Below are 14,201 nucleotides of genomic sequence, written 5' to 3' on the forward strand. Positions count from 1 at the left end.
AGGGCGCATAAGCACCTTCTATCCTCCCTGTTTTTTATGATTGGCGATCCAAGCCGATTAACACCGCTTTTTCCTTACGAAGCATTCTGCAATCGATCTACCTCACGAATGTGCTCAAATAGCATATACGAGCGGATCGCTGTCTCTAAATGAAGCTGATCCGGTTCTTTGGTCGTGCTGTATTTTTGAAAGAAAGCCGACAGCTTGTAAAGAAAACCGAAATATTTACGCACGTAGCGCTCACCGAGCATGCCAACAAGCAGTCCTGCTACCCCGCATGCGACGCTCCATTCTAAAGGTAAAAAGAATACAGACAAGATGAATCCTGTAAAAAACCACACGACCAGATTCGTCGAGCAACCGTCATTCACGATATTTGCCCGTTGAATCTCATTCAGTGCTGCTAGTGACTTCTTCCCTCCATAGCTAAACACTTTATGTTCTGCACCGTGAAATTTTTTCATCTTTTTCGGAAAAACGAAGTGAAAGCCTGCGATGTATACAGCTACCCACATCGGATCGAGGATGGCCCAGTCTGGCTTCACGATCGCTGCTAGTACATAACCAGCAAGCAGGAGATGAAACAATTGATAGTACCACGGGAAGGAAAAAAAGATTCGATACCAGAGCTTCCCTATCGTCTTCAATGTGATTTTTTCCGCCCACATATGAATCACGCCGTCTTTTACTTCCGCGCAAGCCAGCACATTTCGATCATGAAAAAGCACACCGCGTCCAAAAGACATCCCCATAATCATCTCGTTAGCTATTCTCCTTCCGCCCTAATGTCGTTATAATAGGTTGAGTTGTACGCAGAATGAAGGAGGTTTCACAATTGATCCGCATGGTTCCAACTACACCATTAACACCTTTACACGATCCATGGGAGCCGTTGTTCAATGCGACACCCCCCGCCTATAAACTTACCAGCGTCGAGTTTACTGTAACGAATCTGTGCAATCTCCGCTGTGAGCATTGCGCGGTTGGTGATACATTGCGATACAAAGACGATCCCGCACTCCCTGTTGATCTCATACTTCGTCGTCTCGATGAAGCAAAAGATCTGCTTACTCTCAGTATAACAGGCGGCGAACCGATGTACAGCGAGCGTACCGTGAAAACTGTGATCGCTCCTATTCTACAATATGCAGCAGATCGTGGGCTGCGGACGCAAATCAACTCCAACATGTCCATGCCATTTTCTCGGTATGAGTTGATCCTGCCTTACATCGATGTCATGCATATTTCATGGAACTGGTCTACTCCCGAAGAATTCCATGATATTGTTTACGCAAAAGCACGGCAGCCGGTTTCAATGAAAAGAGCGGAAGCACAATTTCATGAGATGGTGGAAAATGCACGCAAGCTCTCGGAAGCAGGTGTATTTGTCTCAGCCGAAACGATGCTGAATCATCGCACATGGACAAAGCTCGATACCCTCCACCGTCAAATTCAGGAGATGGGCAGCAAGCGACATGAGGTACACCCGATGTATGCGAGTGATTTTGCCCGTGATCTGGATGTCCTTTCGCTCGATGAGCTCCGTCAAGCCATTCATCGGATGCTCGATGTACGTAATGAAGATTTGTGGATGCTTTTCGGGACGCTTCCGTTTTTTGCTTGTAGTTCTGAAGCAGCAGACAGGGAATTGATCAGCAGACTGCGCTCTGCGAAAAATGTGACGACTCGCAATGATCCAGATGGTCGGAATCGTCTAAACATCAACATTTTCACCGGTGATGTCATCGTGACCGATTTCGGGGATGTAGAGCCATTGGGCAATATTCAAACCGATCAGCTCCAGTCGATGTTTGAAAAATGGCAAGAACACACACTGAATCAGAAGATCAATTGCTTCTGCCCTGCTGCTGGATGTGCAGGACCGAACCTGCTCGTTGCTAATACTTACTATCAGGAGACTGATTTTACTCTGCGCAAAGCACTCGTCTAATTGGGCACACTAGGGTGTGAGGTGATCTACCATGAGCAGACGCAAACGCCCTCTCGTCCCCGAGGCGAGAAAAGGGCTGGACGCCCTAAAAGCGCAGATTGCACACGTTGCTGATCCTGCGCAGGCCAAATTCGAGGTCGCAGAAGAAATTCATGTCCCATTGCAGCCCGGCTACAATGGACAGTTAACCTCTCACGATGCCGGTCGAATCGGAGGACGCTTAGGCGGCAGTATGGTCAAAGAGATGGTTCGGATGGCAATGGAAGGTATGAATAAAAAACCGTAATTCTATTGTTTGGGAACCCCGCTATTTGTTGAATGCGAATGGCGGGGTTCTTTGTCGAGTAATCGAGTATTGCCAAGTCGGACACTGGCTATCAAACTGATTCCAATCAGAATCAAACCAGTGATAAAGACGTCGTGCAAAGCTTCACTAAACACCAGTCCTCCCCGCATCCGCCATTCTACAATGCTCCCAAACACACTCACTCCAATCGTACCCCCAATGGAACGAAATAATTGCGATGTCGACATGGCAACACCCCGATCTTCCGGTTTGACAGCGCTGTGTGCTGCTGTACCGAGTGCCGGATAGATTGCCCCCATGCCTAGACCTGTGACAATCATGTAGATAACGAGCTGTGCGTTCGTTGTCTCTCCATTCATCGTGCTTAAAAGGAAGAAGCCTGTCGCCATGATGAGTAAGCTGGGAATCAGAATCGCCCGAAATGAAGCTTTTGCCATCCATCTTCCCCCAATCGTCGAAGAAATCGCTGCAGACAGCATGAGTGGGACTAAAAGGAATCCAGCCTCTGAGGGACTCGCACCGCGTACCCCTTGGACGAACAGAGGGACATATGCGATTGCACCGAACAAAGCGGCACTCACAAAGAATCCTGCGAGATTGCCATATCCAATGGCTGGAATGCGAAATAGGGAAAGCGGAAGCAGGGGTTCCTTTGCTTTGGTTTCAATCCAGATGAACAAGCCGAGAAATAAGGTACCTGCTCCCCCTATTCCGATCTTGTATTCCCTCCCCTCCATGACAAGGGACAGCAGGATGAGAATGATGGCTGCACTCAAGCTAATCGCCCCGTACCAGTCGATGACTGACTTCTTATCGTAGTGCCGCTGATCACGCAAGGCTAGCGCAATGATCAAAAAGGCAGCGATACCAATAGGAAGGTTGATAAAGAAGATCCATCCCCATGGCAGATGCTCCACAATCATTCCTCCCAACGAGGGACCGAATATACTCGTCATGGCAAAGACAGCTCCGAAAAGTCCTTGAAATTTGCCTCTCTTTTCGGGTGGATACAGTTCACCCACAATGATGAATGCAACCGGCATTAATGCCCCAGCTCCCAAACCTTGAACTCCTCTCGCTACAATAAGACCCGTCATGGAATTCGCCATGCCGCACAGGAGAGATCCTAAAAGAAACACAAACAACCCGATCAAATACATTTTTCTCGCTCCAAACAAGTCCGCCATTTTCCCATAAATGGGCATGCTCGTGGTCGATGTAAGCATATAAATCGCGAACACCCAGCTATAAAGAGATAGCCCTCCCAGCTCTTTCGTAATTGTCGGCATGGCTGTTGAGACAATCGTCTGATCCAACGCTGACAAGACTAATCCCATCAGCACTCCACACGTGACTAAGCCTACACGACGCTTTTCCTTTTCCATCTCCATCGCACTCCCCTTTTTGAAGTAGTTGATAACAGCTCCAAAAATATAAGGGAATTTTTAGAAAAAGAGTAGACTTTTTCTTTCCGATGAGTTATTCTGATGTTAGAGTCTGCCCCTAGAAATCACGAATGAACCATAAATAAAAACCGCCTCCATTACGGACGCGGTTTTTTTGTTTTGCCATTCATCTCAGCTTGTCGAGCTTTTTGGCACTTGCCTTACGAGGTCCAAGCATTGCCTTACCTATGTCGCCCACTTTGTTTACAGAGTCAAAAACTTGGTCGATCACATCCACCAGTTCCCGAATCTGCACCACTTTTCCATAGACGCCCATGAAATGGTGTCGGACGTTTTTTCCATTTAACCCTAGCATGGCCGCACCTCCTCTTAATCCTCTCGTATTACTTTATGCAGGATCAAGCGAAGAGGAAATTGCCAAATGTGGAAAATTATTTGGCCCTCTATCCAGCTGCTTAGCGTGGACGAGGCGTAGCGGTCGGACGCGGGCGCGGAGGTTGTGTCGGCGTAGTGGCCCGCTCCAGACGAGTGACACGGTTCTCCAACCGATCTACTCGATTATCCAGCCTGCGAAAGTCTTCACGCAGCGCATCTACTCGATTCTCTAGTCGATTCAGACGACGCTCGACATCCCCACCAGGAGCTGGTGTCGGCGTAATTGGGATGTACAAATTTTGACCAACGTAAATGTAGTAGGGATAGGCGACATTATTCACACGGATCAATTCCTGAACGGATACACCAAATCGAGCCGCAATGCTGTTTAGCGTATCTCCCGAACGGACTACATAGTTCACGAATCTCACTCCTTTTTTCTGTGATCATTCGCTATTAACCTATGCCCGCCCTGGTACACGCGCAATAAACCAATACCCATTTTGGCTGAAAATAGTCAAACACCCAGTACAAACGCCGTTACAAACCTGAAAGAGCAAGGCTCAGTCCCATCAACACTTTGAATAGACAGAAACACCCTCAAGAAACACTTCCTCTACTTGCTTCAATTCCCCTATCTCTTGTAATGGATCACCTTTTACCACAAGCAAATCTGCAAAATAACCTGGCGCTAACGTCCCAATCCTACTTCCTTGGTCCAGCACCTCAGCAGCATTTTGAGTAGCAGCCTGGATCGCCCGAATTGGCTCCATCCCCAGCTCCACCATCAGCTTGATTTCCTCTGCCACAGGCGTAATTGGATAGCCTTCCAATACGACATCTGTACCCGTAGCGATTTTTACGCCTGTATTCATCAATTGTACGAAGTTCTCGCGATACGCCTTTTCCGATTCGATGAAAAAGGCTCCCTGCTCGATAATCTCTTCGCTCAAGATGCCTTGATTCGCCTGTTGCTGCTCATTCCAAATATGCTTGTAATAATCAGCAATCTGGAAGAAGGTAACCATAGTCGGTACCCATACCAGTCCTTTTTCTTTCATCTGCTCTGCTTGTTCAACGGTCATAAATGTCGCGTGCTCGATCGTATCAAATCCCGCATCAATCGCCATCTGGATCGCCGGTTGGAGTGAGGCATGTACACAGCATTTTCGTCCCAAGCGATGAGATTCATCAACCGCCGCATCCAGCTCCTCTTGTGTGAACTCCGGCGTTGGTGTACGATGACTCGTCATGAGCTTGATCCAGTCTGCTCCTGCTCTTACTTGTTCACGTACGGCTGTCCGCACGTCCCACGGACCATTTGCTTCTCGCAGGGCACCCTCTAATTGCCAGCCGTGTCCCCCGGTCATAATAATCCCTTGGTTTACCTGAAAAAGACGAGGGGAAACAATGAAGCCGTTCTTGGCTGCCAGCTTCAGCGTACTGCACAATCCATCCGGTGCTGCCACATCACGGATCGTCGTAACCCCCAAGGAAAGTGCCTCTTTCAAATTCGCTGTCGCCAGTAAAGCCACGAGTCCGTCGTTGTTGCGATACTCAGCGGAGTCTGGTTTGCTCCACCAATACCCGATGTGAACATGTAAATCGATCAAGCCTGGCAAAATGGAGCATCCGCTGTATCGCTTTACCTCTCCTTCCGATATGGAATCCGTAAGCTCCGATTCTGTCCCCACTGCTACAATCTTTCCTCGCTCATCAATCCCGACAGCGCCTTGTTCGAGTACATGCTCTCCATCTCCGATAATGACGCGATCAGCAATCAACCATTTCATTTCTGTCCCCCCTGTCAAAAATGAAAATCCATCTGTCCGCAATCGTGGTTCGTTCCTCGAAAGTTCATCATCTATCCGACTATTTCCTTCTCCTCTCTCGTCTAGTTTGAAAAAAAAGCCTCCGGCAGCACGTGAAGTGCGCCAGAGGCTTTCGTGTTACATTCCTTATTTAAATACAGGTGCAGCAAACTGAGCCAATTTCTCAGCGGAAGACTTTTCCACATCCGCGTGCAAGCTGTTGCCATGAGAATCCATGGTGACAATTGCTGCGAAGCCTTTTACGCGCAGGTGCCACATCGCTTCTGGAATACCGAATTCCATGAAGTCCACACCTTCTACTTTTTCCAAGCATTCTGCATAATACTGAGCCGCTCCACCAATCGCATTTAAGTACACAGCGCCATGCTCGTTCAATGCTTTCAGGGTTTTCGCACCCATTCCGCCTTTTCCGATAACGGCACGGATTCCAAATTTCTTGATGATTTCGCCTTGGTACGGTTCCTCGCGAATGGAGGTAGTCGGGCCAGCCGCTTTTACATGCCACTCGCCTGCTTCGTCCTTCAGCATGACTGGACCGCAGTGGTAGATGATGCCACCGTTCAAGTCCACTGGACAGTCATGATCCATCAGGTAGCTATGCAGGGCGTCGCGTCCTGTGTGCATTTCACCATTGATAATGACCACATCGCCCACTCGCAGGCTGCGGATTTGTTCTTCAGAGATTGGCGCTTGCAGAACAACCTCTCTGCGCTTTTCGCCCGCATCGTCCGTAGCTGCTACAGGGGACAAGTCCATCGCCACTTCTTCGTCTTTATAGAGGTAACGGAGGATTTCGCCAGTCTCCGGATTCAGGCGAACACCTTGACGGCGGAATGCCCAGCAGTTGTACGCAACGGATACGAAAAAGCTCGCTGGCAGGCGGTTTTCCACGCCGATTTTACAGCCCAAGAGAGTAGAGTTACCACCAAAGCCCATGGTTCCGATTCCGAGTTGGTTCGCTGTTTCCATGATGTAGTCTTCCAAAGCAGCCAGATCAGCAATTGGATTCACATCGTCCACTTTGCGGAACAATTGATGCTTCGCCAGTGCATAGCCGGAGGTGCGATCGCCACCGATTCCTACGCCGATGAAGCCGGCACTACAGCCTTGTCCTTGCGCTTGATATACCGCATGCAGAATGCACTTGCGAATACCATCCAGGTTGCGGCCCACTTTGCCCAGGCCTTCAAGCTCACAAGGCAGGGAGTACTGGATGTTTTTGTTCTCACAGCCGCCGCCTTTGAGAATCAGCTTGATTTCGATTTCATTCTCTTCCCATTGCTCAAAGTGAATGACAGGAGTACCTGGTCCGAGATTGTCCCCTGTGTTTGTACCCGTCAAGGAATCTACGGAGTTGGAACGCAGCTTACCCGTTTTGGTTGCTTCTGCAATCATTTCTTTGATTGCTTGTTTAATGATCAACTGGTTGACTCCAACCGGAGTTTTCACTTCGAATGTAGGCATCCCTGTATCTTGGCAGATCGGAGAAACATTTTCTTCTGCCATGACGACGTTTTGCGCAATTGTAGACAAAGACAGCGCTGCACGTGTGCCAAGATCCTCTTTCACTTTAGCTGCATTGACGGCACGACGCACGTCTGGTGGTAGATTCGTAGAAGTATCCGTGATGAGTTCCAGAATGCTTTTCTTCAAGTTTTCCATCTATGACGCCCCTTTTGACGTAGTGGTGTAAATGGTAGCATAAACCGCCTATTATTATAGCACACGCTCCCCCACCTGTCCGTAGATTGCTGCCCAAAGAGTGTGTGAAACATTCCGTAAACGTGCGTCGTCTTATTACCGACAGCAAATTTTGGCAAGAAGCAGATATGAGGGGGATTAATAATGAAAAGAACATTTGCCGGGCTTCTCGCCTCCGTGATGGTGGTGGCCTCTATACCCTTCCTGTTCACGACAGGTACAATTGCGGAGCCAACCGTTCAAGCCGCAGCAACTACAGAAGAGTTGCCAGTAGTCGGTTCCTATGCGGAGCTAAAAAAGCTCATCCAATCATCTGACTTGGATAGCTATCATTACGGCACCTTGGAAACGACTGCCGCTATGCCAGTAGCCGCACCTAGCACAGCCAACAAAGTAGCGGACACTTCCGGTGGCGCTGCTCGCGGTGATTTTTCCACAACGAACACACAAGTGCAGGGCGTCGATGAAGCAGATATCGTCAAATCAGATGGAACTTATCTTTATCAATCCACGCAAAATGAAGTGCGCATCATTAAAGCGTATCCAGCGACCGAAATGAAGGTCGCAAGCCGTATCAGCTATGACAATGGAAAATTCGTACCACAAGAAATGTACGTAGACGATCGCAGACTCATCGTTATCGGGCAAGCGGATGAGAACATCTCCTATCCTCCTGGTACCGCTTCCAAAAGAGGCATCCCCCGTTTCCAAAGCATGCAGTCCGTGAAAACCATGATCTACGATATTACTGACAAAAAACAACCGCGGCTCATTCGTCAACTGGAGCTGGAAGGCCAGTACATGTCGTCCCGCAAAATCGGCGCGAGCTTGTACGTGACAGCCAACCATTATATGGATGCGTATCGTATCATGCAAGAGAAAGCAGAAGTGCCAGGCCCAACGTATAAAGACAGCGCCCATCATAACCAATACCAAACCATTCCCTACAGCGAGATTCGTTACTTCCCGGATCACTTTCGTCCAGAGTATTTGATCGTCACTGGCGTGAATCTGGATGATTCGAAACAAAAGATGTCACTGAATACGTACCTTGGTGCTGGTGAGAACATCTATGCATCCACCAAAAATCTGTATGTAGCCGTCACCCAGAACAATGCCCAGCCAGTAGCCGCTAAGCAAAAAGGGGTGACAGCTCCTTTGATTGCCCCTCCCCTTGAGTCAGATACAACCATTTATCGATTTGCCATGAATAAGGGTGACATTCGGTTTACAGGAAAAGGGGCAGTGCCTGGACGCATTCTGAACCAGTTTTCCATGGATGAAAACGACGGTTATTTCCGAATCGCCACCACGAGCGGGAACATGTGGCGGGACGATGAGCTTACGTCCAAAAACAACTTGTATGTGCTGAACAATAAACTTGAGGTATTTGGGAAGCTGGAAGGCATCGCTCCAGGAGAACGCATTTATTCGGTCCGTTTCATGGGAGATCGTGCCTACATGGTCACCTTCAAAAAAGTCGACCCGCTGTTCGTTCTCGATCTGAAGAAGCCTTCTGCACCAAGCGTACTAGGTGCCCTGAAAATTCCAGGTTACAGCGACTATTTACACCCGTATGATGAAAACCATATCATCGGTTTTGGCAAAGACGCAGAATCAGATAAAGAATGGGCGTACTACCAAGGGATGAAAATTGCCCTCTTTGACGTCAGTGATGTAACGAAACCGAAGGAAAAGTTCAAGACTGTGATCGGGGACAGAGGAACGGATTCCGAGCTGTTGCGCAATCACAAGGCTCTGCTGTTCTCCAAAGAAAAAAATCTGCTCGCCTTTCCTGTATCCGTCCACGAACGTACGGCTGAACAAAAAACCAAAAACGATATGCGCGAGTATGGCCACTTTACTTTCCAAGGTGCCTACGTCTATCAGCTTGATCTACAAAAAGGGTTTCAGCTGAGAGATCAGATCACCCATCTGTCGAAGGAAGATGTTGCGAAAGCAGGCGAAGGCTGGTACGACAGCTCCAGTAACATTAAGCGGATACTCACGATTGGCGACACGCTCTATACCGTTTCAGACGATTACGTCAAAGCGCAGCAGCTCTCTGCATCAAAAAAAGAGAATATCTTGCCATTGGCGAAATAGCGGTAATGCTCTGTCATGCGGACAGGTTCTGTGCTAAGATGGGTTAATAGATGCAGCGTATATAGAGAGGGTGTCACTACGTGGAGTATTTGAGTTTTAATTTGACATCAACGCTGGCAGGGATTGCGGCTGTGCTGTTAGTTATGTTTATTCGCCTGCACTGGCCCTTCCGCTTTCAGTACATGGCCAATCTGTTCAAACGCCGTTTGAATATTCGATTGCGCTGGCTGGAGGCTTCCTATCGGAAGAACCGTTCCCGTGCTGTCGCTATGCTGGATAAATCAACCCATGAGATCATGCTTGGCAATTATGAAATGGCCGAAAAATATATCGTTCAAGGAATCAACGTCTGCAAGGAACGACCAACGTTATTCAATCAAGCGATGATTCACTACTTGTTTTACAACCTGGCGATCGTTTACTATTCCTCCGAACGATACAACGAATCATTGGAAGTGGCGTTTCGTATTTACCAGCGTGATCAGGGAATGACTGATTCCTTAGCACTTATTGCCTGCTCGCACGCACGCCTGGGTGAAGTGGAGAGTGCGATAGAAGCTTACCAGCTGATCGCAAGCAAACGATCGGCAAAGGACTGGAAGCTCTTCTGCTTGGCAGAGATTGAAGCTGCCAAAGGAAATTATGAGCGAGCCCTTTCCTATCTGAAACAATTGATGGACAAATCAGCTAGTCTTGTGCATCTGAATCACTCCGTACTGGAAAAACGCTTGGAAGAGTGGAAAAAAGCCTCTACACAAGCCAGCTAATTGATTGACGACCGCACATTGCTTTATGTGTGCGGTTTTTATTTTCCGCTTCCCGTAACGCTGCTCTACGCACAGTCGTATTACTATCAAGAAAGTGAGGTATTTTTCATGAAAAAATTCAATGTATCTATACTTGCTGCCTCAGCACTTGTACTCGGTCTCGCTGTAGCGGGCTGTACACCTGGAAAAGATTCCGCTTTCTCTGCGGATAACCCTGTTGCCAAAATCGGTAATGTGACGATTACGCAAGAGCAAATGTACGACAAATTGAAAAAAGATGCTGGTAAGCGTGTCATGGCTGATATCATCACCTTGGAGCTGTACAAACAGGAAGGCGCTGCACGAGGAATTACTGTAACCGATCAAGAACTCGATGCACGTGTGAACCCAGTTAAAGAAAAAATGGGATCACCAGAAAGATTCCAACAGTATTTGAAGGATAAGCAAATGACTGAGCAAGAGCTCCGTGAAGGTGTGCGCTCTGTTATGTTGCGGGACAAGCTGTTCGAGAAGGATAACCCGATCACTGAAGAACAAATCAAAGAATACTATGAGAAAAACAAAGATAAGTTCGAGGGAACATTTGAAGAAGCCCGCCCGAAAGTGATCGAAAAAGTAAAATCCAGAAATAAACGAAATAATATGGATAAATGGATCGATGAATTGTATAAAAAGCATAACGTCCAAATCATGGATAAAGATTTGGAAAGCGAAAAACAAGTGGATGAAGAAGATACAACACCTTCCAGCAAGTAATGCAAAAAGACTTGTGCTAGCCGTCAATGCGCGGCGCACAAGTCTTTTTTCGTTACGGACGAGCAATCGCAATCAACTCTTGCAAAAACTCCTTGATTTCGCCATGAAGAATGGGGCCATGACCAGTAGCTAAATACTCAATGGGCCAATCCTGCAAAATCTCCAAGCCCCCCGTAAACTCCGCCGCTCGCTCTGGTTCACGCGCTACCCATTGCTTCACTTGTTCTTGATAAGCTGCCCGGCAGTCCACTTCTCCGCCAACGATTTGGCCGAGTTCTGTGTTTTCAAAGCATAAATGATCGCCAACAAAGCATATTTTCGACTGGGGATCAAAGAAGGCAACGGAGCCTTCTGTATGAAAAGAAAGCTGTCGGAAACGCAGGGACGGCAGATCCCCCCCACTACCTGTAAACGTATGGCCGAATAGCGTCTGTGAAAAATCATCCAGTTCGTAATAATCGTCGAGGTGAATCCAATTGTTACGAGAAGGGAACATATCGGCATTTCCAATATGATCAGCATGTCGATGAGTGAAGTAGACATATTCCGTTCGATCTGGCTTGACCCCGATCTCTTCCAACGCCTGTTGAAAAAATGAGCGTTGCTTGCGCTGGTGAGAATCAATCAATACAAAGGCATTCCCTTGTTTGATCACATAGCTGTTCACGTAGCTATTCCACGCTTCCTCATAGGTGATGATCGCCCAGGTGGAGTCTGTGATTGGTGCAATCACATTGTTCATGCCTCCATCTCTCCTCTCCTCCCAGATACAATTTCTTATTGTTATTATACACAATCATGCACAACCGTGCTGACTCGTGCCCAAACTTATCCAACACACTACACAATCACACGGTCGCCTCTTCCCCTAAGCTGACCCAAGATCTTCCTTGCGAGCGTTGAATGTGAACAGGTACGCCGAAAAAGCTTGTCAGACGTTCCGCCGTTAGGACCTCATCTGTTTTTCCAGCCTGGTCAACTTCCCCCGCTTTTAGCAGCAAAGTATGCGTGAAGCAAGGCAAAATTTCTTCGATGTGATGGGTGACATAAATGAGAGTGGGTCCGTTAGGCTGCTTGGCGATTTGTTCAATCATGGCCAACAGCTGTTCTCTTGATAGCAGGTCCAGCCCAGTGCAAGGCTCGTCTAGAATGAGTAAGCGAGGGGAAGCCATCAATGCGCGAGCAATCAGTACTTTTTGTCTCTCCCCTTGCGATAAAGCGGCAAAAGGTCTGTTTTTCAATGCACGGCATCCAAATGTATCGAGTAAATCCGACGCTTTCTCTACGTCCGCCTCCTCTGGAACGGAATACAAGCCGATGGTTGCCTCCCGTCCACTCAAGACGACACGGAGTGCGGTTTCATGCTCATGAAGCTGAGCCATCAACGCTGTGCTTACCCAGCCGATTGATTTACGCACCTCGCGCAAGTCGACGGTTCCGTAAAGGTTGCCTAATACACTGACCTCCCCCTTTGTCGGCCATACATAACCACAAATGATTTTCAACAGACTGGTTTTACCAGAGCCGTTTAACCCGACTAAACACCAATGCTCCTTGTCTTGCACTTGCCAGGCAATGTCTCGCAGAATGGTTGTTTCATCTCTTTGCCAGGTAACCTTTCTAACATCAATGACCATACTCTCTCCACTCCTGACTCTCACAGTTGTATGTGAAAAGAACCTCCATGGCATATGGAAGCACACGGAGGCCCTAACCCAAAAACAGTTTCGTTAAAATTTACCTTGAATCTTGAAGACAATCTCAGCAAACAACGTAGCGAAGAGGAACGTGCCAGTAAAGACGACGAGAGACACGACTACGATACGCCAGCTAAGCTGTTTGAATAGATGAACATCTTTTCCGAGTGACAGACCTGCATAGGCGAGAATCGGCGTGGCCAATGCGAGTAGATTGATCTTGGCAATCGCAGCAGCCGTATATTCATTCCCTGGGAAAAACGGGGATGTCGCAAGCATCGCAAACAAAGAAATCCATACAATGACGGGAGATTTGAATGGCAGGATGCGCGTGAAGCCCATTCCAATCAGCGTAATGACCGCCAAGAGCAAAATACCTGGCAAAGAGTCCATGATTGGAACTTTATAACCGATCCAGTTACCGATGAGAGCAATGAAGCCGATGATAAAAATCGTCAAGATTTGATTCATGCGCTTTTTCTCCCCCCTTCTGCTGCAGAAGAAGCACTTTTGCGTCCAATGATAGGCTCAAGCCATGCGTACAGCTTTTGTGTAACCGGCAAGGAGAAGAAGATACATACGTACGTTCCGACGATACTCATCATCAAATTTGCTGCTCCGGAATAAAAGGCAATGTCTTTTTGAGCTTCTGGGAAAATAACAGCCAATGAGCCTGTAGCTGCTGCCATCATACTACCAGAACCAACTGCAGCTCCCATCGCCAGTGAAATCGGGTGAAACAACCCGCTGCTTCCTAAAATACTTGCTAGAATCGACATATAAATAGCACCAAACAAGGTTCCGCAAATATATACGCCCAGCGCGCCGCGAGCTTCGGCAGAGTTTGCTCCAAACTTGTCTACAATGATCGCCAAGTTTGGTTCGCGGTCAAGAGAATAAGTCGCCCCAATTGCTTCACGCTTCAGACCCAGCCACAATGCGATTGGCAGACCAAGTGCAATTGTCCCTACAATGTGTCCCATCTCTTGTACAATCAAGGATACACCAGAGCCGAGCAGCTTAGGCAGCTCAGGACCGATATTGGCTCCCAGCTTCGCAATAAAGATCAAAAACGAAACACCCAAAATATTGGCTGCGACATTCATTTCTTTTTCACTCAAGAATTTAAACTTAGGCCAGCTGATTGCCCCGCCTAAAACGAGCGCGTAAAGCATCGGAAACAGAGCGATAACCCCGATGCCAATACTGATTTTTTTTGTCCCGATAAATTCTGTCAATGCGACGAGAATAAGTACGAGAAAATGCAGCTTGTACTCATTGACGCGTGCCTCTGCCATACGAC

15 protein-coding genes are annotated in these 14,201 nt (G+C 47.8%); 5 read left to right on the forward strand and 10 right to left on the reverse strand.

All coding sequences use genetic code 11. The features are described from left to right. Positions 1-74: 74 nt before the first annotated feature. Positions 75-758 (reverse strand): DUF1385 domain-containing protein, encoded by a 684-nt coding sequence (locus HP401_RS05515; protein ID WP_173604358.1) that lies wholly within the window; start codon positions 756-758, stop codon positions 75-77. 77 nt (positions 759-835) lie between these two features. Between HP401_RS05515 and yfkAB the strand changes: the two genes are divergently transcribed. Together yfkAB and HP401_RS05525 are read left to right on the forward strand one after the other, a co-directional pair. Further along, positions 836-1,951 carry a radical SAM/CxCxxxxC motif protein YfkAB gene (gene yfkAB, locus HP401_RS05520; protein WP_173604359.1) on the forward strand — a complete coding sequence of 372 codons (1,116 nt, stop codon included), beginning with the start codon at positions 836-838 and terminating at the stop codon, positions 1,949-1,951. Between the two features lie 31 nt (positions 1,952-1,982). Continuing rightward, positions 1,983-2,237 (forward strand): alpha/beta-type small acid-soluble spore protein, encoded by a 255-nt coding sequence (locus HP401_RS05525; protein WP_173604360.1) that lies wholly within the window; start codon positions 1,983-1,985, stop codon positions 2,235-2,237. A gap of 2 nt (positions 2,238-2,239) precedes the next feature. Here HP401_RS05525 and HP401_RS05530 read toward each other — a convergent pair whose 3' ends face one another. From HP401_RS05530 to HP401_RS05550, 5 genes are all read right to left on the reverse strand, one after another. Further along, positions 2,240-3,649, reverse strand: a complete 1,410-nt coding sequence (locus tag HP401_RS05530) for an MDR family MFS transporter (protein WP_173604361.1) — start codon at positions 3,647-3,649, stop codon at positions 2,240-2,242. A 181-nt stretch (positions 3,650-3,830) separates the two neighbouring features. Further along, positions 3,831-4,019 carry a hypothetical protein gene (locus tag HP401_RS05535; protein WP_007724315.1) on the reverse strand — a complete coding sequence of 63 codons (189 nt, stop codon included), beginning with the start codon at positions 4,017-4,019 and terminating at the stop codon, positions 3,831-3,833. A 100-nt stretch (positions 4,020-4,119) separates the two neighbouring features. Further along, a complete protein-coding gene (locus tag HP401_RS05540; protein ID WP_012685864.1) occupies positions 4,120-4,461 on the reverse strand; it encodes a LysM peptidoglycan-binding domain-containing protein in 342 nt (113 codons plus the stop codon). A gap of 150 nt (positions 4,462-4,611) precedes the next feature. Then, positions 4,612-5,832 carry a metal-dependent hydrolase family protein gene (locus HP401_RS05545; protein WP_173604362.1) on the reverse strand — a complete coding sequence of 407 codons (1,221 nt, stop codon included), beginning with the start codon at positions 5,830-5,832 and terminating at the stop codon, positions 4,612-4,614. A 165-nt stretch (positions 5,833-5,997) separates the two neighbouring features. Further along, the gene (locus tag HP401_RS05550) at positions 5,998-7,533 is read right to left on the reverse strand and encodes a fumarate hydratase (protein WP_173604363.1); all 1,536 of its coding nucleotides are present in this window, start codon (positions 7,531-7,533) and stop codon (positions 5,998-6,000) included. A gap of 183 nt (positions 7,534-7,716) precedes the next feature. Between HP401_RS05550 and HP401_RS05555 the strand changes: the two genes are divergently transcribed. The 3 genes from HP401_RS05555 to HP401_RS05565 all read left to right on the forward strand — a co-directional run bounded on the left by HP401_RS05555 (position 7,717) and on the right by HP401_RS05565 (position 11,201). Next, on the forward strand, positions 7,717-9,678 hold the full coding sequence (locus tag HP401_RS05555) for a beta-propeller domain-containing protein (RefSeq protein WP_173604364.1): 1,962 nt from the start codon (positions 7,717-7,719) through the stop codon (positions 9,676-9,678). A gap of 80 nt (positions 9,679-9,758) precedes the next feature. Then, positions 9,759-10,445, forward strand: coding sequence for a tetratricopeptide repeat protein (locus tag HP401_RS05560; RefSeq protein WP_012685860.1), 687 nt, complete (start codon positions 9,759-9,761; stop codon positions 10,443-10,445). Between the two features lie 108 nt (positions 10,446-10,553). After that, entirely contained in the window at positions 10,554-11,201 is a 648-nt protein-coding gene (locus HP401_RS05565) for a SurA N-terminal domain-containing protein (RefSeq protein WP_238351933.1), read from the forward strand. A gap of 52 nt (positions 11,202-11,253) precedes the next feature. Here the strand turns inward: HP401_RS05565 and HP401_RS05570 are convergent, their stop codons facing one another. The 4 genes from HP401_RS05570 to HP401_RS05585 all read right to left on the reverse strand — a co-directional run bounded on the left by HP401_RS05570 (position 11,254) and on the right by HP401_RS05585 (position 14,196). After that, positions 11,254-11,943: an MBL fold metallo-hydrolase gene (locus HP401_RS05570; protein ID WP_173604365.1), complete on the reverse strand. Its 690-nt coding sequence runs from the start codon at positions 11,941-11,943 to the stop codon at positions 11,254-11,256. A 106-nt stretch (positions 11,944-12,049) separates the two neighbouring features. After that, positions 12,050-12,838, reverse strand: coding sequence for an ABC transporter ATP-binding protein (locus HP401_RS05575; protein ID WP_012685857.1), 789 nt, complete (start codon positions 12,836-12,838; stop codon positions 12,050-12,052). Positions 12,839-12,931: 93 nt separating this feature from the next. Next, positions 12,932-13,369: a hypothetical protein gene (locus tag HP401_RS05580; protein WP_012685856.1), complete on the reverse strand. Its 438-nt coding sequence runs from the start codon at positions 13,367-13,369 to the stop codon at positions 12,932-12,934. Beyond that, positions 13,366-14,196, reverse strand: coding sequence for a DUF3100 domain-containing protein (locus HP401_RS05585; RefSeq protein WP_173604366.1), 831 nt, complete (start codon positions 14,194-14,196; stop codon positions 13,366-13,368). Before HP401_RS05585 ends, HP401_RS05580 begins: the two co-directional genes overlap by 4 nt. Positions 14,197-14,201: the final 5 nt, after the last annotated feature.

Origin of the sequence: Brevibacillus sp. HB2.2, assembly GCF_013284275.1 — a bacterium.
In the GTDB taxonomy this organism is placed as follows: Bacteria; Bacillota; Bacilli; order Brevibacillales; family Brevibacillaceae; genus Brevibacillus; species Brevibacillus brevis_D.